This is a genomic window from Mycolicibacter longobardus, assembly GCF_002102265.1.
Classification (GTDB): Bacteria; Actinomycetota; Actinomycetes; order Mycobacteriales; family Mycobacteriaceae; genus Mycobacterium; species Mycobacterium longobardum.
Genome location: NZ_LQPG01000017.1, coordinates 162,532 through 187,319, shown reverse-complemented (window position 1 = coordinate 187,319; position 24,788 = coordinate 162,532). Strand labels below are relative to the sequence as shown.

Sequence of the window (24,788 nt, the reverse complement as noted above, 5' to 3'; positions counted from 1 at the left end):
CTCACGCGCCCGCGGTGATGTCGGCTGCCGCCGCCACCGAACGCAGGCGGTGCAGGTAACGGGTGTCGGCGTCGGCTCGGCACAGCAGGGCCGGGAAGTCAGCCACCCCGAAGTCCGGGTCGTGGGCCGGTTCACCGCAGACGCGCGCACCCAGGCGCAGGTAGCCGCGCAGCAGCGGCGGCACGGTCGGGCGGGCCGGCGGGGTGATCTCGTCGAGGGACTTCCCATCCAGAACCACCGGCCGATACGGGCTCACCCGGTGCGGCGAGGCGTGACGGCGCCGCACGACGTCGCGCACGCCGCGGATCTGGCTGCCCGGGGCACCTTCGCCGTGGACGGGCACCGACACGCAGCCGGTGACATAGTCATATTGGTAGCGGTCCAGGTAGGCCAGGATCCCGGCCCACATCAACAGCACGACGGCACCGTTGCGATGCCCCGGCCGTACCACCGCGCGGCCCATCTCGACCAGTGACGGTCGCAGCGGATCCAGCGCACTGACGTCGAACTCGATTGCGCTGTAAAGCCCTCCGGCGGCGATAGCCCCGGTGGGGGGCAGCATCCGGTAGCAGCCGACCAGCTCACCAGAGCCGTCGTCGCGTACCAGTAGGTGGTCGCAGTACTGGTCGAATCGGTCGGCGTCACGGCCATCGGCGGTGTGGGGCAAGGAGAATCCCGGTTCGGTGCTGAACACCTCGTAGCGCAGCCGTTGCGCGGCTTCGATCAAGGCGGAATCGGTGGACAGCAGTAGCGAATAACGCGGGGTGTCGGTCCCGGAGGCGGGAGAGTCGGTGGCGGGTTCGGGGGCGATGAGTACAGAACCAGTGCTCACACTGAAGAACGGTTGCGCAGTCATGCGGCGTAGAGGCAATCACCGCGTGACGACTCGATGCACGCTCGGTGACGAATTGTGGGCAGCCTGCGGCGCCGACGGCTGGCGCCTACCCGGGGGTCGCCTCAGGCGGCGGCACCGCCGCCGTCGGCGTGCAGGGTCGATCCGGTGATGAAGCTGGACCGCGGCGAGGCCAAAAACAGCACCGCTTCGGCGATCTCAGCCGCGTGCGCGGTGCGACCGAGCGGAAGTGCCCGGCCCAGCTCGTCGTTGACGTCTCCCCATTCGGCTGCCACTCCCTCGGTGGCGGTCGGTCCCGGCGCGACGCTGTTGACCCGCACCCCGCCCGGCCCGAACTCGGTGGCCCAGGTACGCGTCAGCGACTCCAACGCGGCCTTGGACGCGCTGTAGCTCGACGCGCCGGGAACGCCCTTGAAGGCGACCATGCTGGTGACGTTGACGATGCTGCCGCGCCCGCGCCGCAGCATGCCCGGCGCCAGGGCGGCCACCAGGAAGTACGCGCCGCGCACGTTGGTGTCGAATGTCGACTCGAACGATGCCACGTCCTGCTCCACGGTCAGCGCCCCCGGAAAGCTGGCGGCGTTGTTCACCACGATGTCGACGTCGCCACACTGCCGCACAAGGGATCTCACTGACTCGAGGTCGGACAGATCTGCGGCCACGAATCGCACGTCGGCGCCGAGTTCGGCGATCGCGGCCGCGCCACGATCCCTTGAGCGGCCGGTGATGATCACCGCGGCGCCGTGTCGCGCCAGCAGCCGGGCGGATTCCAGTCCGATGCCCGCGGTTCCGCCGGTCACCAGCGCGGTCTGGCCGGCCAGGTCGTTCACTGTGCCGCCTGCCAGTCGGCCAGCCGGGTGGTGGCCAGGGTGGCATCGTCGCCGGTGACCAGGCCGGTGTCGCCGATCTTGGTGCCGAAGTAGACCGCCGAGGGGTCGACGACGATCGGAAGGTTCTCCCCGCGCCTGCCCAGCACCAGGGCGGCCAGTTCCGCGAAGGTCATCTTCTCCGGGCCGCCGATGTTGAGGATCCCGTCGACCGGTGCGGCCTGGGCGGCGCGCGCCACTTCGGCGGCCACCTCGGCGCCGGCGATCGGCTGGATCAGGCCTTCGGGGGCCCGGACTTCGCCGTCGACGGTTATGGACGCTGTGATGCCCTCGGCGAACTCGTGGAACTGGGTGGCCCGCACGATCGTGTAGGGCAGGCCGGACTCGGCGATGATGCGTTCCTGCGCGACCTTGGCCCGCATGTAGCCGCTGTCGGGCAGCCCGTCGCAGTTCACGATGGACAGCACGACGTAGTGGCCGACGTCGGCGGCTTTGGCCGCGGCCACCTGATTGGTGGTGGACTTGGTGAAGAACTCCAGCACCGGGCCGTCGGCGTAGTCCGGCGAGTTGACCACGTCGACCAGCACGTCGGCCCCCGACAGCGCTTGCGCCAGGCCATTGCCGGTGAGCACGTCGACACCCGAATCGCGGGCGGCCGCCACAGTCTCGTGGCCGGCGGCGCGCAGCAGCTCGACGACCTTGGCGCCGATCTGCCCGCTGGCACCCATCACAGTGATCTTCATCTTCGGCACACCCTCTCGATCAGCACGGTTTCGATACCTCGACCCTGGCACTGCGCTGCCCGCGGGGAACCCCGGAAAGTCCGTGGTCTGCTACACCGAATCGGGTCGGTTTGACCGGCCGGCGGCAAGGTCTCGCAGTTCCCGACGCGACCGAATGCCCAGTTTGGCGAACACCTTGCGCAGGTGCCATTCGACGGTGTGCGCACTGATGAACAACTGCGCCCCGATCTCGACGTTGGTCAGGCCCGCGCCGGCCAGCTCGGCGATCTGCTGTTCCTGGGGGGTCATCGCGTCACCGGCGGCCAGGGCCCGGCTGCTGGTCTTGTCCCCGAGCGCCTGCAGCTCACGCCGGCTGCGCTGCGCGAACGCCTGCGCCCCGAAGCGGGCGAACATCTCGTGGGCGGTCCGCAGGTGAACACGTGCGTCGGTGCGCCGCTTCTCTCGGCGCAGCCATTCCCCGTACACCAGATGCGCGCGCGCCAATTCCACCGCGATCCGGGTGCGCCCCAGCCGCTCGACGGCCTCAACGTAGTGTTCCTCGGCGCTGGAGTCGTCTTGCAGCAGCGCCCGCGAACGGGCCAGCACGCCCAACCCCCAGTCCGTTGCGCTGACCGTCGTGCGTTCCTGCAGTTGCGCCAGGGCATCGGCGGCCAGCGACAGCTCCCCGGCGCGCGTCCCGGCCTCCACCAGTTCGGCCAGGTTCCAGCCGTAGATGCCGAGATCCTCGTATTCGCACGCTCGGCGCAGCGCCTCACACGCCGACCGATAGCGGCCCAAGCCGTTGTGCAGCACCGCGGTGGAGTAGCCGACCAGCGCGGTGATCCGCCCCTCACCGCGGTCGGTACCGCTGCGTCCGGCGATGTCGATCAGCCCGGTCGCCTCGGCTTCGTCACCGATCCACGCCGCCAGCGTCAACGCGTGGTAGCGCACCGGCGTCTGGCCGGCGGCGGCGGACAGCGCGTCGGCGTCGGCGATCAGCGCCCGCGCCGCCATGAATTCACCGGCCTGCACGTGCACACCGGCCCGGGTCGTCAACGCGGTCGGCAGCATGCCCAGCGCGCCGGTGTCGGTGGCGACCCGCACGGCGTCGTTGGCGATCCGATACCAGGATTCGTCGTCCCAGAGGTCATGCACGGCGGCTTCGTAGCCGATCGGAAACGCCTGCCACGACCAGGTCGCCGGCGTGAGCGCCGCGACCGCCGCACGCAACGGCGCCAAGCCGGCGCGGTATCCCGCGCTGATTCGGGTGGTCAACGCCCGCAGCAGCAGCTCGGCCGGGCGGTTCGGCAGCGCGGCCGGGCCGGCGGCCAACGCCGCCGCGGTGTGCTCGCGCACCTGGGATCCGAACACCCGGCCGGCATACATTGCCGCGCTGACCGCTTCCAGCAGCGTCTCCTGCGCCATCGCGGTGTCCACCGATTCCAAGTGGCTTGCCGCACTGAAGAATTGGTGGACCGAGTCAAGGACGGTGGGCGCGTGCCCGCTGCCGCGGCCCCGGGTGAACGCCAGTTGTGCGCGCATCCGCGCCAGCCGGGCGCGCTGCAACTCATCCAGCGGCGCCAGTTCCGCGGTCGCCAGCAGCTCGCCGGCCGCGTCGAGTTCGGCCACCGCGCGTTTGGCTTCGGCGGCGTCGAGTGCGCGGGACCCGCGCCGCAGCGGGTCGGGCGTGAGTTCGGTGGCGCGAGCCAGGAACGCTGCCGCGGCGGCGGTTCCACCGCGCAGCGCCGCCCGACCGGCGGAGCGTTCCAGCTCCGCGGCCACCGACTCGTCGACGCCGGCCGCCGCCAGGGCGCGATGCCAGGCGCGCCGGTCGGGGTCGTGCGCCGGGTCGGTCGCCTCGGCCAGGGCGCGATGGACGTCCCGGCGGTCATGCAGGTGCGCCGCGCGGTAGATCGCCGAACGCACCAGCGGGTGACGGAACCGTACCCGCGCACCCACCTCGATCAGGCCCGCTTCCTCGGCCGGTGCCATCGCCGTTGCGGCCAGGCCCAGCCACCGGGCCGCCCCGAGCAGCAGCGCCGCATCCCCCACCGGCTCGGCGGCGGCCAGCAACAGCAGGCGCTGGGTGTCGTCGGGCAGCGTGGCGATCTGGGTCAGATAGTGGCGTTCGATCTGACCCGCCACCGGCACCACATCCGGGCGGTAGTAGCCGCCGGCCAGCTCGGCCGCCGACAGTCCCCGCGGAAGTTCCAGCAGCGCCAGCGGATTGCCGTGGGTTTCGGCGACGATCCGCTCGGCGACCTGGGTGTCGATCCGGCCCGGCAGAGCCGATTCCAGCAGGGCGTGCGCGTCGGTGTCGGCCAGGCCGCGCAGCATCAGCTTCGGCAGCCCGGTCAGCCCGTCGATCGGCTCACGCAGCGCGCACACCAGCGCAATGGGCTCGGCCAGCAACCGCCGCGCCACAAAACCCAACGTCTGGGCCGAGACCCGGTCCAGCCATTGGGCGTCGTCGATCAGGCACAGCACGGGCCGGTGCTCGGCGGCCGCGGCGAACAGTCCCAGCACCGCGAGGCCGACCAGAAACCGATCGGGCGTGGGCCCGGCGGCCAGGCCGAAGGCGATGCCCAGAGCCTCGCGCTGCGGATCGGGCAGCCGGCCCATGCGCTCGGTCAGCGGGGCGCACAGTTGCTGCAGCCCGGCGAACGCGAGCTCCATGTCGGACTCCACCCCGGCCGCCCGGATCACGTGGAAATCCGGAGCGGACTCGGCCAGGTAGTCCAGGAGCGCGGTCTTGCCGATGCCGGCCTCGCCGCGCAGGACCAGCACCTGACTGCGGCCGCCACGGGCGGCGGCGAGCAGTTCGCGGAGTTGGCCGCATTCGGCGTCCCGGCCCCGCAACGACGCAAAAACCCCCGACACGCCAGGCGTGCGGGGGCTTTTGCGTGGACTCACGCAGACGAAATTAACCCTTGCGGGCCTTGACCGCCTCGGTCAACTGCGGGGCGACCTTGAACAGATCCCCGACGATGCCGTAGTCGGCGATCTCGAAGATCGGCGCTTCCTCGTCCTTGTTGACCACCACGATGGTCTTGGAGGTCTGCATGCCGGCCCGGTGCTGGATCGCGCCGGAGATGCCCAGTGCGATGTACAGCTGCGGCGAGACCGTCTTACCGGTCTGGCCGATCTGGAACTGGCCCGGGTAGTAGCCCGAGTCCACCGCGGCACGCGAGGCGCCCACGGCCGCACCGAGCGAGTCGGCCAGCTCCTCGACCACCGAGAAGCTCTCCGCGCTGCCGACGCCACGACCGCCGGCCACCACGATGGGGGCCTCGGTGAGCTCCGGGCGGTCACCGGCCACGGCCGGCTGACGCGCGGTGATCTTGGTGGCGTTCTCGGCGGCTGCGGGCACCTCCACGGTGACCTGCTCGCCGGCACCGGCGCTCGGGGCCGGTTCCACGGCGCCCGCCCGCACGGTGATCACCGGGAGCTCGCCGGTGGGCTCGGCGTCGACGGTGTACGCGCCACCGAAGATGGAGTGCACCACCTTGGCGCCTTCCTTGACCTCGACCACGTCGACCAGCAGACCGGATCCGATCCGGGCGGCCAGCCGGCCGGCGACCTCTTTGCCGTCGGCGGTGGCGGCGATCAGCACCGCGGCCGGGGCGGCCGACTCGGCCAGCGCGGCCAGCACGTCGACAACCGGGGTGACCAGGTAGCTGTCCACCACGTCGGACTCGGCGACGTAGATCTTGGCGGCGCCGGCCTCCTTCAGCCCGTCGACCAGCGGAGCGGCGGTGCCGGGGGCACCGACGACGACCGCGGACGGTTCGCCGAGCGCACGCGCGGCGGTGATCAGTTCGGAGCTGACCTTCTTCAGCGCTCCATCAGCGTGCTCGGCGAGCACAAGTACTTCAGCCATGTTTGTTTCTTCCGTCTTCTTGAGGTCCGGGAATCGCTTAGATAAGTTTCTGGCCGACCAGGTACTCGGCGATCTTGGTGCCGCCGTCGCCCTCGTCGGTCACCTTCTCGCCGGCGGTCTTCGGCGGCTTCGGCGTCGAAGCGGTCACCTTGGAACCGGCGTTGGCGACACCGACCTCGTCGGCCTCGACCCCGATCTCACCCAGGGTGAGCACGCTGACTTCCTTCTTCTTGGCGGCCATGATGCCTTTGAAGGAGGGGAAACGCGGCTCGTTGATCTTCTCGTTGACACTCACCACGGCCGGCAGCGGAGCCTCCAGGGTGAACACACCGTCGTCGGTCTCCCGCTCGCCGATCACCTTGCCGTCCTCAACGGTCAGCTTGCGCAGGTGAGTCAGCTGCGGCAGGCCCAGGTACTCGGCGATGATCGCCGGAACCGCGCCGCCGACACCATCGGTCGACTCGTTGCCGGCGATGACCAGCTCGGTGCCCTCGATGGCGCCCAGCGCACGGGCCAGCGCCCAGCCGGTCTGGATGACGTCGGAGCCCTTCATGCCGTCGTCGAGGATGTGCACGGCCTTGTCCGCCCCCATCGACAGCGCCTTGCGGATCGCCTCGGTGGCTCGCTCGGGGCCTGCGGTCAGGACGGTCACGGTGCCTTCGGCGCCTTCCCGCTCCCTGATCAGCAGGGCCTCTTCGACGGCCCGCTCGTTGATCTCATCGAGCACGGCGTCGGCGGCGTCACGATCCAGGGTGAAGTCGCCATCGGTGAGCTTGCGCTCCGACCAGGTGTCTGGGACCTGTTTGATCAGGACCACGATGTTCGTCATGAGTGTGGTTCGTCCTCCTCGAAGGGGTCCTGCAGCGGCCGGCCACAGGACTGGGCAGCGATTCACGCAGCCGCACAAATATGTTACTCATGGGTAACTTAGCGCGGTTCGCCTGTACAGAGTAGCGGGTCGTGATAGGGCCACGGTGGGGTAGCCGGTTCGGGGCACGCGCCGTTCGAGTTAGCCTGCCTGTGCGATGAAATCTACTGACGGCCCCGACGCCCCCGCAGACACCACCCTGGTGCTGACGGGCGAGCGCACCATTCCCGGGCTCGACATCGAGAACTACTGGTTCCGCCGCCATGAAGTCGTCTACCGACGGTTGGCGCCGCGGTGTCGTGGGCGCGACGTGCTCGAAGCCGGCTGCGGCGAGGGGTACGGCGCCGATCTGATCGCCGATGTGGCACGACGGGTGATCGGGCTGGACTACGACGACGCCGCGGTGGCGCACGTCCGGGATCGCTACCCGCGGGTGGAGGCGATCCACGGGAATCTGGCCGAGCTGCCGCTGCCGGACGGAGCGGTCGACATCGTCGTCAATTTCCAGGTGATCGAGCACCTGTGGGATCAGGCGCAGTTCATCGCCGAATGCGCCCGGGTGCTGCGGCCCGGCGGGCTGCTGATGGTGTCGACCCCGAACCGGATCACCTTCTCCCCCGGCCGCGACACCCCGATCAACCCCTTCCACACCCGCGAGCTCAACGCCGCGGAGCTCACCGAACTGCTGGTGGACGGTGGATTCGTCATGGACGGGATGTTCGGGGTCTTTCACGGGCCGGCGCTGCGTGAGATGGACGCCCGCCACGGCGGCTCGATCATCGATGCGCAGATCGCCCGGGCGGTCGCCGACGCGCCCTGGCCGGCTGAGCTGCTGGCCGATGTCGCCGCCGTCACCAGCGGAGATTTCGACATCCTGGAGGCCGCTGACGGCGAGAGCCCGGATAGCCCCGATATCGATGACAGCCTGGACCTGGTGGCGATCGCGGTGCGCCCGTGAGCAAGCAGTCCAACGGCTCGGTGCCGGGCCTGTTCACCCTGGTGCTGCACACCCACCTGCCCTGGCTTGCGCACCACGGCCGCTGGCCGGTCGGTGAGGAGTGGCTCTATCAATCCTGGTCTGCGGCCTATCTGCCGCTGGTGCGAGTGCTGCGGGCGCTGGCCGCCGAGGGCCGGCGCAACCTGCTCACCCTCGGGGTGACACCCGTGGTCGCCGCCCAGCTCGACGACCCGTACTGCCTCGACGGCATGCACCACTGGCTGGCGAACTGGCAGCTGCGCGCCGCGCAGGCCGCGACCCTGCCGGACCTGCGCGCTTTCGGGATGCGCGAATGCGCGGCCGCCGAGCAGGCCCTCGAGGAGTTCGCGCTGCTGTGGCGGCACGGCGCCAGCCCGCTGCTGCGCGAGCTGGTTCAGGCCGGCGCCGTGGAACTGCTGGGCGGGCCGCTGGCCCACCCGTTCCAGCCGCTGCTGGCGCCGCGGCTGCGTGAGTTCGCGCTGCGCGAAGGCCTGGCCGACGCCCGGGCGCGGCTGGCCCACACCCCCACCGGGATCTGGGCGCCGGAGTGCGCCTACGCGCCCGGCTTGGAGACCGAGTACACGGCTGCCGGAGTCTCGCACTTCATGGTGGACGGCCCGTCGCTGCACGGTGACACCGCGTTGGGCCGCCCGGTCGGCGACACCGACGTGATCGCCTTCGGCCGCGACCTCACGGTCAGCTATCGGGTGTGGTCGCCGAAGTCCGGCTACCCCGGGCACGGCGCCTACCGCGACTTTCACACCTACGATCACCGCACCGGACTGAAACCGTCCCGGGTCACCGGCCGCAACGTCGCTCCGGAGGACAAAGCCCCCTACGACCCGCAGCGTGCCGACGCCGCGATCGACACTCACGTCGCCGATTTCGTCGAGGTGGTGCGCAACCGGTTGCGAGGCGAGTCCGAGCGGATCGGCCGGCCCGCCCATGTGGTCGCCGCCTTCGACACCGAACTGTTCGGGCACTGGTGGTACGAGGGGCCGACGTGGCTGGCCCGGGTGTTGCGGGCGCTGCCGGAGGCCGGGATTCGCGTGGGCACGCTCTCGGATGCGATCAACGCCGGGTTCGTCGGTGACGCAGTCGAACTGCCGCCCGGCTCGTGGGGCTCGGGCAAGGACTGGCAGGTGTGGTCCGGGGAGAAGGTCGCCGACCTGGTGCAGCTGAACACCGAGGTGACCGAGACCGCGTTGGCCGCCGTCGACAAGGCCCTGGCGCAGACCGCGGCGCCGTCGGGCCCCACCCCGCGCGACCGGGTGGCCGACCAGATCCTGCGCGAGGCGCTGCTGACGGTGTCCAGTGACTGGCCGTTCATGGTGAGCAAGGACTCCGCGGCGGACTACGCCCGCTACCGGGCGCAGCTGCATGCGCACGCCACCCGGGAGATCGCCGACGCGCTGGCATCTGGCCACCGAGACACCGCGCAGCGCCTGGCCGACGGCTGGAATCGGGCCGACGGTCTGTTCGGCGCCCTGGATGCCCGTAGGCTGCCACGGTGACCCCCCGCATCCGGACCTGCCCGCTCCGGACCTCTCACCTTCGCCGTGTGCGTCAGAACGGATCAGCCGCGTGAAAATCCTGATGGTGTCGTGGGAATACCCGCCGGTGGTGATCGGCGGGTTGGGCCGGCATGTCCACCACCTGTCGACCGCCCTGGCCGCGGCCGGGCACGACGTCGTCGTCCTGTGCCGGCGCCCCTACAACACCGACCCGAGCACCCATCCGTCGTCCGACGAGATCAGCGAGGGCGTGCGGGTGATCGCCGCGGCCGAGGACCCCCACGAGTTCTCCTTCGGTGAGGACATGATGGCCTGGACCCTGGCCATGGGCCACTCCATGGTTCGCGCCGGGCTGTCCTTGAAGACCGACGGCGGCCAGGCCCTGTGGCGCCCCGATCTGGTGCACGCGCACGACTGGCTGGTGGCGCACCCCGCCATCGCGCTGGCTGAATTCTATGATGTGCCTTTGGTTTCCACGATCCACGCCACCGAAGCCGGGCGTCACTCCGGCTGGGTGTCGGGCCGGCTGAGCCGTCAGGTACACGCGGTGGAGTCGTGGCTGGTGCGCGAATCCGACTCGTTGATCACCTGCTCGGCATCCATGCGCGACGAGATCACCGACCTGTTCGGTCCCGGACTGTCGGAGACCACGGTGATCCGCAACGGAATCGATGCCGCCCGTTGGCCGTTCGCCCCCCGCCAGCCCCGCACCACCCCGCCGGAGCTGCTGTTCGTCGGGCGGCTGGAATACGAGAAGGGTGTCCACGACGCCATCGCGGCACTGCCGCGGATCCGGCGCACACATCCGGGAACCACGCTGACCGTCGCCGGCGACGGCACCCAGCAGGACTGGCTGGTCGAGTGTGCCCGAAAGCACCGGGTGCTCAAGGCGACCCGGTTCATCGGACGGGTCGACCACGACGAGCTGCTGGCACTGTTGCATCGGGCCGACGCCGCGGTGCTGCCCAGTCATTACGAACCGTTCGGCCTGGCGGCATTGGAGGCCGCCGCCGCCGGAACTCCACTGGTGGTAGCAGCCGTCGGCGGGCTGGGCGAGGCCGTGATCGACGGCGAGACCGGGATGTCCTGCCCGCCGCGCGACGTGCCGGCGCTGGCCTCGGCGGTGTGCGCGGTGCTCGACGACCCCGCCGGCGCCCAGCACCGCGCCCTGGCCGCCCGGGACCGGCTCAGCGCCGACTTCGATTGGCACACCGTCGCCGACGAGACCGCCCAGGTGTATCTGGCGGCCAAGCGTCGCGAGCGGGAACCGCAGCCACGCCGGCCGATCATCGAGCACGCCCTGCCGGACCGGTAGATCCCGGCGATGAAGTCCCGCGCGGCGATCCTGCGCAGCTACGGCGGCCCCTGGTCGGTTGAGGAGTTCGAGCTCGATCCGCCGCGCGCCGGCGAGGTGCTGGTTGAGATGGCCGCGGCGGGCTTGTGTCATTCCGACGAGCACATCCGGCAAGGTCACCTGGTCCCGCCGTCGCAGCGGGAGCCGGCGGCCCCGACCATCGGCGGCCACGAAGGATCCGGGGTGGTCGTCGAGGTCGGCGACGGCGTCACCGGCCTGTCCCCCGGCGATCACGTGGTGACATCGTTCGTCGCGGTATGCGGTCAATGTCGTTGGTGCTCTTCGGGTATGGAGTACATCTGTGACGCCGGTGCGGGCACCATGCTGCCCGGAATGCCCACCGACGGCACCTTCCGCCATCACGGTGGCGACGGCCGGGATCTTGCGCACGTGTCCAAGATCGGTGCGTTCGCCGAACACACCGTCGTCGCCGCCGCCTCGCTGGTCAGAATCGAACCGCACCTGCCCCTGCTGCCGGCCGCCCTGCTGGCCTGCGCGGTACCCACCGGATACGGCTCGGCGGCGTATCGCGCCGGTGTGCGCGGCGGAGACACCGTCGTGGTCATCGGGGTGGGGGGCATCGGCACGGCCGCCGTGCAGGGCGCCCGCATCAATGGCGCGGCCCGGATCGTCGCGGTGGATCCCGTTGCGTTCAAGCGGGAATCGGCACGCGCGTTCGGCGCCACCCACACCGCCGCCAGCGCCGCCGAGGCTTTCGACATGGTCTGCGACCTGACGCGCGGGGTGATGGCCGACGCTGTGGTGGTGTCCCCGTCGGTGGTCACCGATGGCGATGTGGAGGATGCGCTGCGGCTGACCCGCAAGGCCGGGACCTGCGTGCTGACCGGAATGTCGGTGCAGGGCACCCGGACTCGCCTCGATCCGCAGGATCTGATGTTGATGAACAAGGGCCTGTGCGGCACCGTCTTCGGCTCCTGCAACCCGCGGACCGATATTCCGCTGCTGGCCGGGCTTTATGAGGCGGGTCGCCTGCAGCTCGACGAGATGATCACCAGGCGTTACCGGCTCGACGACATCAACGAGGCCTACGACGACCTGGCCGCCGGCCGGCTGATCAGGGGCGTCATCGACTTCGGGCGTTAGCTATACCGCGACAACCCGTATCAACTTCTCAAGCCCGGAAAAATCCGCGGCGTTTCGCGTATAGAGATCCAGCCGATTCGCGTGCGCCGTGGCCGCAATCAATAGATCGGCAAACCGGCTTCGGGGATTTCGGCCCGTACCCACTATTGCGGCGACAATCAGCCCGTAACTGCGAACCGCGACTTCGTCGAACGGGATCGGCTCCAACTTCGACTCGACCTCCTGAAGACGAGACTGCCGTTTTGCCGCCTCAAACGCCGACGTTGCCAGCAGTGGGCCGGCGGCCAACTCCGCAGCAGTGATGGCGGAAATCGCCACCTCGTCGGGCAACGCCGCGACCACTGCCGGGTCATGCCAATCGATCACCACCGACGTGTCCAGAAGACCGGAGGTCATAACGCTCTAGAGCTCCTGGTCGATGGACCGGTCGAGGTCGGCTCGGAACTCGCGGTGATCGATACGCACTCCGGCAACGGCCAACGCAGCGACCTCACTACGCGGGATGAACGTACGTCGAACTGCCCGTAGCGGGCGAAGTTCCGCTACCGGTTCACCGTTCCGCGTCACGACAAACGTCTCCCCGGCGGCAACCGCGTCGATCACCTTGGCATTGTCATTGCGGAGTTCGCGCTGAGCGATCGTCCTCGCCATACCGCCAAGTGTAGCCAATATTGCTACAGTATGCTACGCAGCACTATGTCCCTCGCGCCTTCCCGATAGCTACCCGGTGACGTCGAATCCCCGCAGCGTCCCGGAGGTCCGCCAGTCGCTCAGGATGTCGGCGTATTCGGTTGGGCTGCCGAAGAAGAAACTGTCCTGCCGCAACCGCGCGTTGGCCTGGCCCTCGCGGTTGTAGTAGCCGGGAGTACACGTCTCGCGCCGGCCGGCGATCACGCCGGAACGCTGGACCACGGCGTCGACCCACTCCTGCTCCGCCTCGGCGGTGGCCTCCAGCGCGATGATCCTCTGCTGCAGTGCCCGGGCGATCACCCAGGCCACATGCCGAGCCTGGGTGTCGATCAGGTAGGGAAAGTTCACCGTGAACCCGGACTGGGCGATGCTCTCGATGAAGCAGTTGGGGAAGCCATGGGTGTGCAGGCCGTGGAAGGTGCGCACCCCGTCGGCCCACTTGTCGGTCAGCGTCACCCCGTCGCGGCCGATGACTTCGAATCCGGTGCGCCGGCAGTAGTCGGTGCCCACCTCGAAGCCGGTGGCGAAAACCAGGCAGTCCAGCGGGTATTCGACTCCCTCGACCACCGCGCCGTCGCGGGTGATCTTTTCGACTCCACGGCCGCGGGTGTCGACCAGGGTGACATTGTCGCGGTTGAAGGCCTGCAGGTACTCGTCGTGGAAGCAGGGCCGTTTGCAGTAGTACCCGTACCACGGCTTGAGCGCCTCAGCCGTCGCGGCATCGGTGACGATCGCGTCGACCCGGCCGCGGATCTCCTCCATCTTGGCGAAGTCGGCCATCTCGGCGGCGTTCGGGCCACCCTCATCGACGATCGGCATTGTCTTGGTGAGGCTGGTCCAGGCGTCGTCGACGAGGTCCTCGTCGGCCTGGCCGCCCGCGGTCAGAATCTGGAAGTTCTCCATGCGGCGCTGTTGCCAGCCGGGCTGCAGCTCCGCCGCCCACTGCGGGTCGGTCGCCCGGTTGCCCCGCACATCCACCGTCGACGGCGTGCGCTGAAAGACGTACAGGTGCTGCGCTTTCTCGGCCAGCCGCGGCACGCACTGGATCGCGGTGGCGCCGGTCCCGATGATCCCGACCCGCTTGTCGGCCAGGCGCTCCAGACCCGTGCCGGTGTAGTCGTAGTCCCAGCGGCTGGTGTGGAAGGTCCGGCCGGCGAATTCGTCGATCCCCGGGATGCCGGGCAGCTTCGGCTTCTGCAGGTAGCCGTTGGCCATCGACACGAATCGGGCCCGGATCGCGTCGCCGTGATCGGTGGTGATCACCCAGCGTGATATGTCGGGATCCCAACGGATTTCGCGGACCTCGGTCTGCAGGCAGGCGTCCCGGTACAGGTCGTAGTGGCGGGCGATGCGTTGGCAGTGCGCGAAGATCTCCGGGCCCTTGGCGTATTTCTCCGTGGGGACGTAGCCGAGTTCCTCCAGCAACGGCATGTAGACGTAGGACTCCACGTCGCAGGCGATCCCCGGGTAGCGATTCCAATACCAGGTGCCCCCGACATCGGCCGCCTTGTCGATCAGCCGGATGCTCTGCACGCCGAGCTCACGCAGCCGGGCTCCGGTGAGCAGTCCACCGAATCCGGCTCCCACGATCGCGACGTCGACGTCGTCGGTCAGCGGCTCCCGGGTGAACCCCGGGTCGGCCCAGGGGTCTTCGGCGAACCGGGAGAAGCGGCCCGCCACCTCCACGTACTGGGCGATGCCGTCATTGCGCAACCGCCGCCGGCGTTCTTGGGCGTACTTGTCCCGCAGGGCATTCGGATCGAAGGGCGTGCCCTGCAGATCCTGGCCGTCCGTCACGATCGAGGCACCTCCGGATCGCCGCAGAATCGGTCCAGCAACACCGGCCAGCATATAATCAATCAATTGATTATATCAATGGTCGAACAAGGTTCCCCGGATCAGCCGCTTCGCGGCGGCCAGCGCCGCGTGATAGGCCTCCGGCGAACCGGTCGCCGCCAGCTCTGTCAGGCCGTAGACCAGCGCGTAGGTCACCTCGACGGCAGATCGCGGGCCGGCGTCGTCGACGATCCCGGTGATGATGTCGCGCAGTGCCTCGAGCCCGACGTTGCCGGCCTCCCCCGGGTACACGGTGACGGCGTTCTGGGCGCGGATCGCCCACTCGAAGGTGGCGAGGTCGGGATGCTCCCGCATGAGGTTGCCGGACTCGTCCAGCACGGCCTCGATCCGGTCGACCACCGTGCCGGGCCGCTCGGCAGCGCGGCGCAGTCGCGGCAGCGCGATCTCGGCCCGCGCGGCGATCGCCGCCGCCACCAGCTCGGCCTTGTTCGGAAAGTAGTTGTAGAGGTTGGCGCTGGTGACACCTGCCGTGCGAGCGATCTCGCGGATGGTGGTCCGCGAGTAGCCCAGTTCGGCCACGCACCGGATGGTGGCGGTGACGATCCGCCGGCGGGTCTCCTCCCCGACGGCGCCGACCGGGCGACCCAGCTGCGGTGTCGACATGTGCACATCCTCCCAGCGGCAGGCAACGACGCCCGGCATAATTCAGCGATCATGCCCGTCACGTCGTCGCCGCGGGGTCGGCCGGCTGGGACCAGCAGCGAAGAGACCCGCCAGCGGATCATCACCGCGGCGATCCGGCGTGTCGCCGAGGTCGGTTGTTCGGGTGCCACGATCCGCGAGATCGCCACCGCTGCCGACATGACCAGCGCAAGCCTGTATCACTACTTTCCGAACAAGGCCGAGCTGCTGGCCGCGACCGTGGCCGCCGCCCGGGAGATCGCGCTGCCCCGGTTGCATGCCGCAGCACAGCGCGCTGGCAGCGTGGCGGATCGGCTCGCCGCCGTGCTCGATGAAGCGGATCGCTTGCGGCAGGACCATCCCCATCTCGCCGCGTTCGAGCGCGCGACGGGCGAGGTGACGCCGTTGCGCGATGTCATCGGCGAGATCGTCGGGGAGGCGCAGCGCAGCGGGGCGCTGGCGACCGGCATCGACACCGACGGTGCCGCGGACGCCGTCTACGCGCTGACCCGGGGGTTGACCGAGCAGGCGGCGCAGCTGTCGCCGGCGGCCTACCGCGCCACCCTGCGCTCGGCCGAGGATCTGATCCGCGGCACGCTGTTCTAGGAGCAGGTTGTGCTAAGCGCTTGCCGCGGCATCGATTCCGATGTCGATCCATTCGCCGAGCTGACGTCGGGAACGCAGGTGCCGGCCGTCGACATGGACCCAGCCGCGCATGGTCCGCCCGCCCATCTCCATGGGCTGGGCGGCGGTCGTCTTCAGAACCTGTTCGGCCCGCGCGACGCCGACTCGGACCAACAACCCGTCGGCCATAGCGGCGACCGCGATCTTGCCGGCGACCAGGAACGCCAGCCCGCCGAACATCGCCTTTTCGAGCACGGGCGGGCCGTCGGCGAACATCTCCCGCACCCGGGCCGCCAGCTGCTTGTCGTAGGCCACTATGACCCCGAGGATGCGTGCCAGTCGCGGATCGCCGTCGCGAATCGCTCGGCAGCCTCGGATGCGACGAAGTGGCCGGCGCCTTTGACGATGACGGTCTGGTGATCGGTCAGGGTCTGCTCCCACCGGCGTAATTCCTTGTCCCCGAAGGCGAAGTCGGCATCACCCCAGATGATCAGCGCGGGGAGCCCGGCGATGTCGGGCAACCCGGACTCGATGCCGGCGAGAAAGGCGCGGCTGGCGGTGATCTCGCGAGGAAAGACCGCCGACGCCTCGCGGCGCGCGGGGCTGTCGAGGGCCTTCTGGTAGTGGGCCATCTCCTCGCCGGTGAGCTTGGTCAGGCGGTGCCCGAGCGGGATCATGACGTTGACAAACAGGTTGAACTGCCGGATCAGCAGGCGTCCGAGCGGGCCGCCCATCACATGGGACATGACCTGCACGGCCGGGGCGTCGACCGGCCATGCCGCCGTGTTGGTCAGCACCAGCCGGTCAAAGACCTCGGGGTGCTGCTGCACCGTCGCCAGTCCGATCGGGCCGCCCCAGTCGTGAGCCACCAACGTGACCCCGCGCAGCGCCAGCGCTTCGACGAACGCGCCCACCACCCGGGCGTGTTCGGCGGGCAGGTACCGGTATCCCGGCGCCGCCGAGGACAGCCCGAACCCGGGATAGTCCACGGCGATGCACCGAAAGTCCGGCCGCAACGCCTCGATGACCTTGCGATACTCGAACGACCAGGTCGGGTTGCCGTGCAGGAACAGCAGCACCGGCCCGGATCCCTCATCCACGTAGTGGACGCGGTTCCCGTCGATGCCGACGAACCGGCTCTCGAACGGGAACAGCTTGTCGTCGACCCACGCGGGTCTTTCCGTGACCGTCATGTCCACCTCCCCAGTTCACTTGATATAATCAACTGAACTTTAAATTAGCAAGTAGATGGTGATGAGTCGAGACTACGGTCAGTACTGCGGACTTGCCCGGGCCCTGGATGTGGTGGGTGACCGGTGGAACCTGTTGATCGTCCGCCAGCTCCTGCTGGCGCCCGCCCGCTATCGCGAGCTGCGCGACGGGCTGTCCGGGATCGCGACGAACCTACTGACCGACCGGCTCCGCGATCTCGAAACCGCGGGGGTGGTGCAGCGGCAATTGTCCGAGGACGGCAACGCGGTGACCTACGCGCTCACCGAATGGGGCGCGCAACTGCGTGAGCCCATCTACGCGCTGGTCCGCTGGTCGACGCCGCTGATGATCCGCGGGCCGCAGGGCGACGAATTCCGCGCCGACTGGCTGCGGCTGGCGCTTCCGGCCCTGTTCGCCGGTCGGGTGCCGGCGGATCGGTCGGTGGCGGTGGGGGTCGCGGTGGACGGCGGCATGGTTCAGCTGCGGGCCACCGAGTCCGGCATCGACGTCGAGATGCCCGATGGGCGCGACCTGGACGCCGTGCTGCATACCGAGGCGCCGATTGTCCTCGGTCTCGCGGCGGGTGTGTTGGCGCTTGACGACGTCGCTGCGCTGGTCGAGGTCGACGGTGACGAATCCGCGCTGCGCACCTTCTTCAGCGCTACAACGACGTCAGATACCTCACCCGGTGGGCGATAACCCGTTGCGACACATCGGCATCCGGTGCCAGCAGGTCGAACGCATGCGGGCAGCCGGGGTACACGTGCAGCTCCACGGGGACTGCCGCGGCGAGCAGCCGGTGCGCAAAGGCGACGTCCTCTTCGGCGAAGATGTCCAACCCGCCGACGTCGATGTAGGTCGGCGGCAGGCCGGTCAGGTCGTCGGCTCGGGCCGGCGCGGCGTAGCCGTCGGGGGCACCGCCGCCCAGCAGCGCTCCCCAGCCGGTGGCGTTGTCGTCGTAGCTCCAGGTGAGCAACGGGGGAACCGCGCCGTCAGCACAGGTTCGGTCGTCGAGCATCGGGTAGATCAACAGCTGCGCCGCGATCCCCGGCCCGCCTCGGTCCCGGGCCAGCAGACCCACCCCGGCCGCCAGTCCCCCGCCGGCGCTGTCGCCCATCACCGCCAGCCGGGACGCGTCGACGCCGAGCTCGTCGGCGTGTTCGCGGAGCCAGCGCAGTGCGGCGTAGCAGTCCTGCAGCGGAATGGGATGCGGGAATTCCGGGGCGACCCGGTAATCCACGACCAGCATCGGCACCCCCGACGCGGCGACGTAGCCGCGCACCGCCGCGTCGTACAACGCACCGAGGTGCGCCCAGTCGAAGATCATTCCGCCGCCGTGTAGATACAGCACCGCACTGCCGGGCTGGTCCGTGCCCGCCCGCCGGTACCAGCGCAAGCCGATCGTGCTGCCGTCGTGATTCAGCGAGAACTCTGTCGTCTCAACGCCGGGGACGGGTGGCCGGGACGCCAGCACCCGCTTGAACATGTGCCCCGCGTTGCTCCGGCGGGTGGCGACGTCGCCGACCGCCGGCGGGGGCGGCGCGTCGTCGTCGCGCAGCGCCAGCAACGCCGCCAGCACCTGGGGGTCGGGCGGTCCGGCCATCAACGCTCCCTCTCCCGGACCGCGGTGGCCACCACCTTGGTCTCCAGATATTCCTCGAAACCCGCCAGGCCCATCTCCCGGCCGACTCCGGACTGCTTGTAGCCCCCGAACGGTACGTCGGCGGAGTACCACATGCCGCCGTTGACATTGACGGTCCCTACCCGCAGCCGGGAGGCGACGCGAGCGGCACGGTCATCGCTGCCGAACACGGTGGCGGACAGCCCATACGGCGAGTCGTTGGCGATCCGCGCCGCGTCGGCCGCGCCGTCGTGGGCCAGCACCACCAGCACCGGACCGAAGATCTCCTCGCGGGCCACCCGGGCGTCGTTGGTCAGCCCGGCGATCACCGTGGGCTCGATGAAGAAGCCCCGGTCCAGGCCGGCGGGCCGGCCGCCTCCGCAGTGAAACGTTCCGCCTTCGGCGATCGCCAGCTCCAGATAGGACTGCACGCGATCGCGCTGGCGTGCTGAAATCAACGGCCCACATAGGGTTTTCGGATCACTGGGGTCGCCCACCGGGACCCGCGACATCGCGGTGGCCACCGCGTCGAGAGCCTCGCGGTGGCGTTCGCGCGGCACCAGCAGGCGGGTGGTCAGCGCGCAGCCCTGCCCGGCGTGCATCGACACCGTCGATGCGGCAGCGGTACACGCGGCGTCCAGGTCGGCGTCGTCGAGCACGATGAACGCCGATTTGCCGCCGAGTTCGAGGAAGACCTTCTTGATGGTCTGCGCGGCGGCGGTCATCACCGAGCGACCGGTCACGGTCGAGCCGGTGAAGGACACCGCATCAACCCGGGCGTCCTCGGCGAGCCGGGCGCCGATCCGGTGATCGGATGCGGTGACGATGTTGACCACCCCGGCCGGAAAGTCGGTCTTCTCGGCGATGATCCGGCCGACTTCGGCTGCGCACCAAGGGGTGTCGGGCGCCGGTTTGAGCACGACGGTGTTGCCCGCCGCCAGTGCCGGGCCGAGCTTGGCGAGGGTGACCTGATGCGGGAAGTTCCACGGCGTGATCGCGCCGACCACGCCGAGCGGCTCCCGCACGATGGTGCGTGCGGTGGTTATGCCCATGGGGGCGGCCACGCCCAGATCCACCCGCCACGGGTAGTTATCCGCGGTGGCCGCCGGGAACTCCAGATCGTCCACCGGGGTCTGGAGCTGGCCGCGGTAGGTCAGCGACCGCGGCGCCCCGACCTCGGCGATGGTGATCTCACGTAGCGTCTCGATCTCGTCGTTGAGTGCGTCGCGCAGTTGGCGCAGGCAGTGCACCCGCAACTCGGTGTCGCGGCACCAGTCCGAGGAGTCGAACGCCGTGCGGGCCGCCGCGATGGCGCGGTCGAGGTCGGCCGCGTCGGCGTCGGCGGCCTCTCCGATCGGCTCTTCAGTGGCCGGGTTGATGGTGGGAAAGGCGCCCGCACCACCGGGGACCAGCGCGCCGTCGATCAGCAGCTGGGTCGGCTGGCCGGTCACGGTCCCCAGGCTAACGGCGAGGCAGCGGCGTAATCAATCGATTGATCATTTTTATGCGCTACGGTGACGCCGAGGAGGTGACCGGTCAGTCCCATGCCACTACTGAGCGCCCTGCGCCTGAACATGACCAACGTCCCCGGCGCCGGAAATGCCGACCGCTACCGGGCGGCGCTGGAGATGGCGTCCTACGCCGACGCCCACGGAGTCACCGCAGTCGGGTGCGAAGAACATCATCTCGCGGCCACCGGATGGTTGCCGGCGCCGCTGCTGATGGCCGCCGCCGTCGCGGGATGCACCACCGATATCCGCATCAGTATCAATGCGTTGCTGGTGCCGCTCTACGACCCGGTGCGCCTCGCCGAGGACATCGCGGTCCTCGATCACCTGTCCGGCGGGCGAGTGAGCTTCGTCGCCGGAATCGGTTACCGCCCAGAGGAATACCACGCTGTCGGTAAGGATTTCCGGCGGCGGGGACGGTTGATGGACGAATGCCTCGACGTGCTGCTCAAATCGTGGGGTGAGGAGGCGTTCGAGTACCACGGCCGGCTGGTCGACGTCACGCCCAAGCCGTATTCCAAGCCGCATCCGGTGTTCTTCATCGGCGGGATGAGCGCCGCGGCGGCCCGCCGGGCGGCCCGGTTCGGATTGCCGTTCTCGCCGCCGATGCCGATGCCCGAGATCGAAGCGGTGTACCGGGAAGAGCTGGCCCGCACCGGCAACCAGGGGTTTGTGTTCTGCCCCGAGAACGGCAACACCGTCACACATCTGACCACCGACCCGGAGGCGGCCTGGGCCCGGTGCGGTGACCATTTTCTGCACGAGACCACCGAGTACAGCTCCTGGGCGGTGCCGGAGGTGCCGCGCCCCAACGAGAGTCCGGCCGCCACGGTCGCCGAGCTGCGCACGGCCGCCAAGGTGGAGGTGCTCACCCCCGACGAGCTCGTCGCGCAGTGCCGCGCCGGCCGGACCGGAGTGACCCTGCACCCGCTGATCGGCGGGCTGCCGCTGGAGGAGGGCTGGGCGAGCCTGCGGCTGCTGGTCGAGCAGGTGCTGCCGGCGGTGCGGAGAGTCAGCTAATCCAGATCGAGATCGCGCAGCGCTTCCGGAATGTCACGACGCTGATGCAGGACGCGCAGAACATCGACGTGGTCACGGCGCTCGAGGTACAGGACAGTAAACGGGAAGTGTTCCAGTGTCTTTCCGCGCAAGCCCGGAATATCGAGTTCGTAGCCGTAGCGAGGAGAACCGATACCAGGGTGCCGTCCGATCAGGCGATATGCCGCCTGCAGGGAATCGACCAGCCCTGACGCGGCTTGCGCCGCGCCCTCGTTGAGGTAGTGGTCGACTGCCTGCTCGACATCATGGACGGCTCGCTCACGCGGGATAACCGGCTTGATCGTCATCCGGTGCGCTGTTGGCGGATGCGGGTACGCAGCCGATCGAAGTAGGCGTCGTCAGCGGGTTCAGTCGGCGCGGACGCGGCACCCTCAAGGATCAGGCTTCGCAGCGCCGCGCGGTCTTGATCCTTACGGATCAACTCGCGGACGTACTCACTACTGGTGCCATAACCGCATTGGGCAACCTGCCGCTCCACGAACTCCTTCAGCGAATCAGGTAGCGAGATGTTCATGGTGCCCATTGAGCAAGGCTAATGAGCAATGCCAAAATTTGTCAAAGAACTGCTCGGCGTCAGTGCTGCGCGGCCTTCTTGCGCTCGATGTCGGCCAGTGCGGCGGCCAGCTCGGCCCGCTCGGCGGCTGAGGTCTCCCAGGCCAGTTTGCGGTTCTTGACCACCTTGGCCGGCGCGCCCACCGCGATCGAGTAGTCCGGGATGACGCCTTTGACCACCGCGTGGGCGCCCAGTACGCAGCCGCGGCCGATGCTGGTGTCGCGCAGGATGGTGACCTTGGCCGCGATCCAGGTGTCCGGCCCGATCCGCACCGGGCTCTTGATGATGCCCTGGTCCTTGATCGGCACGTTGATGTCGTCCATCTTGTGGTCGAAGTCGCAGACGTAGCACCAGTCGGCCATCAGCACCGAATCCCCGAGCTCGATGTCGAGGTAGGTGTTGATGACGTTGTCACGACCCAGCACCACCTTGTCCCCGAATCGCAGCGACCCCTCGTGCGCCCGGATGGTGTTCTTGTCGCCGATGTGCACCCAGCGGCCGATCTCCATGTACGACATCTCCGGGGTGGCCTGGATCTCCACGCCCTTGCCCAGGAAGACCATGCCGCGGGTGATGATGTGCGGGTTGGCCAGCTTGAACTTCAGCAGCCGCCAGTAGCGCACCAGATACCACGGCGTGTAGGCCCGATTGGCCAGCACCCAGCGCAGTGAGGCCAGCGTGAGGAAGCGGGCCTGGCGCGGATCACGCAGTCGCGAACCCCGCCAGCGTTTGTGGATCGGAGCACCCCACATGGTCGTCATGGCCGGAAAGCCTACGCGAGCGGATTCCCGCCACGCGCTACCCTCACCTGGACTCGTTCACACACCCGGCCGAGGATTGGGGATTGCCACTGTGTTGCGGCGACGTGGTGCCCTGGCCGGACTCGCGGTGGTGGTGGCCGCGGGGTTGCTGAGCGCCTGCGCCAACACCGATTCGTGGGTGGACGCCGCCCCCGCGCCGGGCTGGCCCGCCCAATACGCCGACGCCGCCAACAGCAGCCACACCGCCACCGCGGGCGCGACCGACCTGCAGCTGGACTGGATCCGCTCGGTCAAGGGCGAGCTGGGGGCCGGCCCCGCGCTGGGCATTCACGGCTGGATGGTGCTCAACGCCCAGACCGAGGCCGGCTGCTCCTTGATGGAGTGGGAGAACGCCGACCGCGGACGGCAGCGCTGGTGCACCCGGCTGCATCAGGGCGGCGGGTTCTTCGGGGCGCTCATGGACGGCTTCGACAACGTCTACGTCGGCCAACCGGGTGCCATGCTGTCGTTTCCGCCCACCCAGTGGATCCGTTGGCGCGCACCGGTGATCGGGATGCCGTCGACGCCGCGGATCATCGGTGACGGCCTGCTGCTGGTGGTGACGCATTTGGGCCAGGTGCTGGTTTTCGACTCGCACCGCGGCACCGTCGTGGGCACCCCGCTGGACCTGGTGGACGGCGTCGACCCGACCGACTACCGGCGCGGATTGTCCGACTGCGCCACTGCCCGGCCGGACTGCCCGGTGGCCGCCGCACCCGCGTTCTCACCGGCGAGCAACACCGTGGTGGTGAGCCTGTGGGAGCCGGGCGCCAAGGAGGCCGGACTGGTCGGCCTCAAGTACCACCCGGGTGGCACCCCGTTGCTCACCCACGAGTGGACCAGCGACGCGGTCTCGGCCGGGGTGCTGGCCAGCCCGGTGCTGTCCGCCGACGGCGCCACCGTCTACGTCAACGGACGCGACCAACGGCTGTGGGCGATCGACGCCACCGATGGGAAGGCGAAATGGTCGGTGCCGCTGAAGTTCCTGGCCCACACGCCGCCGGCGTTGACCCCCGACGGGTTGATCGTCTCCGGCGGCGGTCCGGACACCGAACTGGTCGCGTTCACCGACCGCGGTGACTACGCCGAGCAGGTGTGGCGCCGCGAGGACGTCGCTCCCCTGTCGTCGTCGAGTCTGGCCGGCAAGGTCGGCTACACCGTTGTCGCCGGTACCAGCGTCGGCCCGGCCGGTTTGTCGCTGCTGGTGTTCGACCCGGCCGACGGCCACACCGTCAACAGCTATCCGCTGCCCGAATCACGCGGGTTCCCGGTCGGGGTCTCGGTGGGCCACGACCGGCGGGTGGTGGTCGCCACCAGCGCCGGGCAGGTGTTCAGCTTCGCCCCGGCCTGATGGCCGCCCGCCCGAGCTTGCTCAGACGGCCAGTTGCGGGATCGCGGTGCGCGGCACCTTCACCGAAGTGGCGCCGGCGCTCATCGGCAGCAACTCGCCGGGCGCGAAGTAGAAGATCACCTCGTCGTTGGTGATGGCGAAGTTCTGGTAGTGCATCGGGTCCATTCCCGAACCCGATGAGATCAGGATCGCCGGTACTCCGGTCTGGCGCTCCAAGTCGCGCTGCACCACCGGGAAGATCGCCTCCAGCGGCTTGCTGTTCGGCGCGAACAGGGTCTCGAAGGTGATCGGCTTGCGGGTCGCCAGATCGTAGTTGAAGGACTGGTACCAGGTAGAGGGCTGCGGGCCACCGAGGTCCTGGAAGATCTTGAGCACCACGCTCTGGGTTCCCTTGGGCGCCTGTCCGGAACGGTGCTGCTCGAAGGTGGCATCCATTTCGTAGGGGGTGCCCCGCGACCCGCCGGGCGACTTGGCCACGGTCAAGAATCCGTCGCGGTTCTGCACCAGGTAGTCGGTCAGTGTCTGCTGGTCGGGGTAGTCGACCGGGAACTTCATGTCCAGGGTGTAGTTGGCGGTCGAGGAGTGGACGTGACACAGCCCGGACTCCATCGTCCCGCCCAGTTCGGCACAGGGCGAGGCCGCAAGCGCCGGGGACAGACCGGCCACACCCAGCCAGCTGCCCACTGCCCCACCCGCCAGCAGGGCGGCAACCAGAATGCGCATTGTCGGTTCGTCTCGCTTTGTCTCGCCTTGCCGCAGCAAGCAGGAATGGCCCCGGGAACAGCCTTGGCCGA

At 69.2% G+C, this 24,788-nt stretch carries 26 protein-coding genes; 8 read left to right on the top strand and 18 right to left on the bottom strand.

Translation table 11 applies throughout. From position 1 onward, the window contains the following. Position 1: 1 nt before the first annotated feature. The 6 genes from AWC16_RS09450 to AWC16_RS09425 all read right to left on the bottom strand — a co-directional run bounded on the left by AWC16_RS09450 (position 2) and on the right by AWC16_RS09425 (position 7,111). Positions 2-832: a GNAT family N-acetyltransferase gene (locus tag AWC16_RS09450; protein WP_085264570.1), complete on the bottom strand. Its 831-nt coding sequence runs from the start codon at positions 830-832 to the stop codon at positions 2-4. 125 nt (positions 833-957) lie between these two features. Further along, positions 958-1,683: an SDR family NAD(P)-dependent oxidoreductase gene (locus tag AWC16_RS09445; protein WP_085264477.1), complete on the bottom strand. Its 726-nt coding sequence runs from the start codon at positions 1,681-1,683 to the stop codon at positions 958-960. Beyond that, positions 1,680-2,423 carry an SDR family oxidoreductase gene (locus tag AWC16_RS09440; protein ID WP_085264569.1) on the bottom strand — a complete coding sequence of 248 codons (744 nt, stop codon included), beginning with the start codon at positions 2,421-2,423 and terminating at the stop codon, positions 1,680-1,682. The genes AWC16_RS09445 and AWC16_RS09440 overlap by 4 nt, the downstream gene beginning before the upstream one ends. A gap of 90 nt (positions 2,424-2,513) precedes the next feature. Further along, positions 2,514-5,315 carry a helix-turn-helix transcriptional regulator gene (locus tag AWC16_RS09435; protein WP_234812189.1) on the bottom strand — a complete coding sequence of 934 codons (2,802 nt, stop codon included), beginning with the start codon at positions 5,313-5,315 and terminating at the stop codon, positions 2,514-2,516. Between the two features lie 10 nt (positions 5,316-5,325). Continuing rightward, positions 5,326-6,282 (bottom strand): electron transfer flavoprotein subunit alpha/FixB family protein, encoded by a 957-nt coding sequence (locus tag AWC16_RS09430; protein ID WP_085264475.1) that lies wholly within the window; start codon positions 6,280-6,282, stop codon positions 5,326-5,328. Between the two features lie 37 nt (positions 6,283-6,319). Continuing rightward, on the bottom strand, positions 6,320-7,111 hold the full coding sequence (locus AWC16_RS09425; protein ID WP_085264474.1) for an electron transfer flavoprotein subunit beta/FixA family protein: 792 nt from the start codon (positions 7,109-7,111) through the stop codon (positions 6,320-6,322). A 196-nt stretch (positions 7,112-7,307) separates the two neighbouring features. Between AWC16_RS09425 and AWC16_RS09420 the strand changes: the two genes are divergently transcribed. From AWC16_RS09420 to AWC16_RS09405, 4 genes are all read left to right on the top strand, one after another. Next, positions 7,308-8,108 carry a class I SAM-dependent methyltransferase gene (locus tag AWC16_RS09420; RefSeq protein ID WP_085264473.1) on the top strand — a complete coding sequence of 267 codons (801 nt, stop codon included), beginning with the start codon at positions 7,308-7,310 and terminating at the stop codon, positions 8,106-8,108. After that, complete coding sequence (locus AWC16_RS09415) at positions 8,105-9,640, top strand: 1,4-alpha-glucan branching protein domain-containing protein (RefSeq protein ID WP_409370655.1); 1,536 nt, start codon at positions 8,105-8,107, stop codon at positions 9,638-9,640. Before AWC16_RS09420 ends, AWC16_RS09415 begins: the two co-directional genes overlap by 4 nt. A 70-nt stretch (positions 9,641-9,710) precedes the next feature. Beyond that, positions 9,711-10,955: a glycosyltransferase family 4 protein gene (locus AWC16_RS09410; protein WP_085264472.1), complete on the top strand. Its 1,245-nt coding sequence runs from the start codon at positions 9,711-9,713 to the stop codon at positions 10,953-10,955. A 9-nt stretch (positions 10,956-10,964) separates the two neighbouring features. Next, a complete protein-coding gene (locus tag AWC16_RS09405; RefSeq protein ID WP_085264471.1) occupies positions 10,965-12,098 on the top strand; it encodes an NDMA-dependent alcohol dehydrogenase in 1,134 nt (377 codons plus the stop codon). Here AWC16_RS09405 and AWC16_RS09400 read toward each other — a convergent pair whose 3' ends face one another. The 4 genes from AWC16_RS09400 to AWC16_RS09385 form a co-directional block, all read right to left on the bottom strand. Further along, positions 12,099-12,494 carry a type II toxin-antitoxin system VapC family toxin gene (locus tag AWC16_RS09400; RefSeq protein ID WP_085264470.1) on the bottom strand — a complete coding sequence of 132 codons (396 nt, stop codon included), beginning with the start codon at positions 12,492-12,494 and terminating at the stop codon, positions 12,099-12,101. 6 nt (positions 12,495-12,500) lie between these two features. Next, positions 12,501-12,749 (bottom strand): type II toxin-antitoxin system Phd/YefM family antitoxin, encoded by a 249-nt coding sequence (locus AWC16_RS09395; protein WP_085264469.1) that lies wholly within the window; start codon positions 12,747-12,749, stop codon positions 12,501-12,503. 69 nt (positions 12,750-12,818) lie between these two features. Continuing rightward, positions 12,819-14,585, bottom strand: coding sequence for a flavin-containing monooxygenase (locus AWC16_RS09390; protein ID WP_234812188.1), 1,767 nt, complete (start codon positions 14,583-14,585; stop codon positions 12,819-12,821). 75 nt (positions 14,586-14,660) lie between these two features. After that, on the bottom strand, positions 14,661-15,248 hold the full coding sequence (locus AWC16_RS09385) for a TetR/AcrR family transcriptional regulator (protein ID WP_085264467.1): 588 nt from the start codon (positions 15,246-15,248) through the stop codon (positions 14,661-14,663). Between the two features lie 51 nt (positions 15,249-15,299). On the opposite strand from AWC16_RS09385, the gene AWC16_RS09380 reads away from it, so the two are divergent. After that, positions 15,300-15,872, top strand: a complete 573-nt coding sequence (locus AWC16_RS09380; protein ID WP_085264567.1) for a TetR/AcrR family transcriptional regulator — start codon at positions 15,300-15,302, stop codon at positions 15,870-15,872. Positions 15,873-15,884: 12 nt separating this feature from the next. On the opposite strand, the gene AWC16_RS09375 is transcribed toward AWC16_RS09380, so the two are convergent. Both AWC16_RS09375 and AWC16_RS09370 read right to left on the bottom strand, forming a co-directional pair. Next, on the bottom strand, positions 15,885-16,205 hold the full coding sequence (locus AWC16_RS09375; protein ID WP_085264466.1) for a TfoX/Sxy family protein: 321 nt from the start codon (positions 16,203-16,205) through the stop codon (positions 15,885-15,887). Continuing rightward, entirely contained in the window at positions 16,205-17,083 is an 879-nt protein-coding gene (locus tag AWC16_RS09370; RefSeq protein WP_085264565.1) for an alpha/beta fold hydrolase, read from the bottom strand. The genes AWC16_RS09375 and AWC16_RS09370 overlap by 1 nt, the downstream gene beginning before the upstream one ends. A 61-nt stretch (positions 17,084-17,144) precedes the next feature. Between AWC16_RS09370 and AWC16_RS09365 the strand changes: the two genes are divergently transcribed. After that, positions 17,145-17,801 (top strand): winged helix-turn-helix transcriptional regulator, encoded by a 657-nt coding sequence (locus AWC16_RS09365; RefSeq protein WP_085264566.1) that lies wholly within the window; start codon positions 17,145-17,147, stop codon positions 17,799-17,801. Here the strand turns inward: AWC16_RS09365 and AWC16_RS09360 are convergent. Beyond that, the gene (locus tag AWC16_RS09360) at positions 17,764-18,705 is read right to left on the bottom strand and encodes an alpha/beta hydrolase (protein WP_085264465.1); all 942 of its coding nucleotides are present in this window, start codon (positions 18,703-18,705) and stop codon (positions 17,764-17,766) included. The genes AWC16_RS09365 and AWC16_RS09360 overlap by 38 nt on opposite strands. Next, positions 18,705-20,174 (bottom strand): aldehyde dehydrogenase, encoded by a 1,470-nt coding sequence (locus AWC16_RS09355; RefSeq protein ID WP_085264464.1) that lies wholly within the window; start codon positions 20,172-20,174, stop codon positions 18,705-18,707. Before AWC16_RS09355 ends, AWC16_RS09360 begins: the two co-directional genes overlap by 1 nt. 93 nt (positions 20,175-20,267) lie before the next feature. Here AWC16_RS09355 and AWC16_RS09350 point away from each other — a divergent pair, with 93 nt between their 5' ends. Continuing rightward, on the top strand, positions 20,268-21,251 hold the full coding sequence (locus AWC16_RS09350; protein ID WP_085264463.1) for an LLM class flavin-dependent oxidoreductase: 984 nt from the start codon (positions 20,268-20,270) through the stop codon (positions 21,249-21,251). On the opposite strand, the gene AWC16_RS09345 is transcribed toward AWC16_RS09350, so the two are convergent. The 3 genes from AWC16_RS09345 to AWC16_RS09335 are packed head-to-tail and all read right to left on the bottom strand — an operon-like array spanning position 21,248 to position 22,604. Next, positions 21,248-21,577, bottom strand: coding sequence for a type II toxin-antitoxin system RelE/ParE family toxin (locus tag AWC16_RS09345; RefSeq protein WP_085264462.1), 330 nt, complete (start codon positions 21,575-21,577; stop codon positions 21,248-21,250). The genes AWC16_RS09350 and AWC16_RS09345 overlap by 4 nt on opposite strands. Next, a complete protein-coding gene (locus AWC16_RS09340; protein ID WP_085264461.1) occupies positions 21,574-21,813 on the bottom strand; it encodes a type II toxin-antitoxin system ParD family antitoxin in 240 nt (79 codons plus the stop codon). The genes AWC16_RS09345 and AWC16_RS09340 overlap by 4 nt, the downstream gene beginning before the upstream one ends. A gap of 50 nt (positions 21,814-21,863) precedes the next feature. Continuing rightward, complete coding sequence (locus tag AWC16_RS09335) at positions 21,864-22,604, bottom strand: acyltransferase (RefSeq protein ID WP_085264460.1); 741 nt, start codon at positions 22,602-22,604, stop codon at positions 21,864-21,866. A gap of 91 nt (positions 22,605-22,695) precedes the next feature. On the opposite strand from AWC16_RS09335, the gene AWC16_RS09330 reads away from it, so the two are divergent. Beyond that, complete coding sequence (locus AWC16_RS09330) at positions 22,696-23,994, top strand: outer membrane protein assembly factor BamB family protein (RefSeq protein WP_409370654.1); 1,299 nt, start codon at positions 22,696-22,698, stop codon at positions 23,992-23,994. A 21-nt stretch (positions 23,995-24,015) separates the two neighbouring features. Here the strand turns inward: AWC16_RS09330 and AWC16_RS09325 are convergent, their stop codons facing one another. Further along, positions 24,016-24,717 (bottom strand): esterase, encoded by a 702-nt coding sequence (locus AWC16_RS09325; protein WP_085264458.1) that lies wholly within the window; start codon positions 24,715-24,717, stop codon positions 24,016-24,018. Positions 24,718-24,788: the final 71 nt, after the last annotated feature.

Bases quoted from the DNA above. Each gene is read 5' to 3' on its own strand.
- AWC16_RS09370 (WP_085264565.1), bottom strand. From the start codon at position 17,083: ATGACGGTCACGGAAAGACCCGCGTGGGTCGACGACAAGCTGTTCCCG.
- AWC16_RS09420 (WP_085264473.1), top strand. From the start codon at position 7,308: ATGAAATCTACTGACGGCCCCGACGCCCCCGCAGACACCACCCTGGTG.
- AWC16_RS09360 (WP_085264465.1), bottom strand. From the start codon at position 18,705: ATGGCCGGACCGCCCGACCCCCAGGTGCTGGCGGCGTTGCTGGCGCTG.
- AWC16_RS09350 (WP_085264463.1), top strand. From the start codon at position 20,268: ATGCCACTACTGAGCGCCCTGCGCCTGAACATGACCAACGTCCCCGGC.
- AWC16_RS09385 (WP_085264467.1), bottom strand. From the start codon at position 15,248: ATGTCGACACCGCAGCTGGGTCGCCCGGTCGGCGCCGTCGGGGAGGAG.
- AWC16_RS09335 (WP_085264460.1), bottom strand. From the start codon at position 22,604: ATGACGACCATGTGGGGTGCTCCGATCCACAAACGCTGGCGGGGTTCG.
- AWC16_RS09395 (WP_085264469.1), bottom strand. From the start codon at position 12,749: ATGGCGAGGACGATCGCTCAGCGCGAACTCCGCAATGACAATGCCAAG.
- AWC16_RS09325 (WP_085264458.1), bottom strand. From the start codon at position 24,717: ATGCGCATTCTGGTTGCCGCCCTGCTGGCGGGTGGGGCAGTGGGCAGC.
- AWC16_RS09440 (WP_085264569.1), bottom strand. From the start codon at position 2,423: ATGAAGATCACTGTGATGGGTGCCAGCGGGCAGATCGGCGCCAAGGTC.
- AWC16_RS09400 (WP_085264470.1), bottom strand. From the start codon at position 12,494: ATGACCTCCGGTCTTCTGGACACGTCGGTGGTGATCGATTGGCATGAC.
- AWC16_RS09340 (WP_085264461.1), bottom strand. From the start codon at position 21,813: ATGGGCACCATGAACATCTCGCTACCTGATTCGCTGAAGGAGTTCGTG.
- AWC16_RS09430 (WP_085264475.1), bottom strand. From the start codon at position 6,282: ATGGCTGAAGTACTTGTGCTCGCCGAGCACGCTGATGGAGCGCTGAAG.
- AWC16_RS09405 (WP_085264471.1), top strand. From the start codon at position 10,965: ATGAAGTCCCGCGCGGCGATCCTGCGCAGCTACGGCGGCCCCTGGTCG.
- AWC16_RS09365 (WP_085264566.1), top strand. From the start codon at position 17,145: ATGAGTCGAGACTACGGTCAGTACTGCGGACTTGCCCGGGCCCTGGAT.
- AWC16_RS09380 (WP_085264567.1), top strand. From the start codon at position 15,300: ATGCCCGTCACGTCGTCGCCGCGGGGTCGGCCGGCTGGGACCAGCAGC.
- AWC16_RS09425 (WP_085264474.1), bottom strand. From the start codon at position 7,111: ATGACGAACATCGTGGTCCTGATCAAACAGGTCCCAGACACCTGGTCG.
- AWC16_RS09345 (WP_085264462.1), bottom strand. From the start codon at position 21,577: ATGACGATCAAGCCGGTTATCCCGCGTGAGCGAGCCGTCCATGATGTC.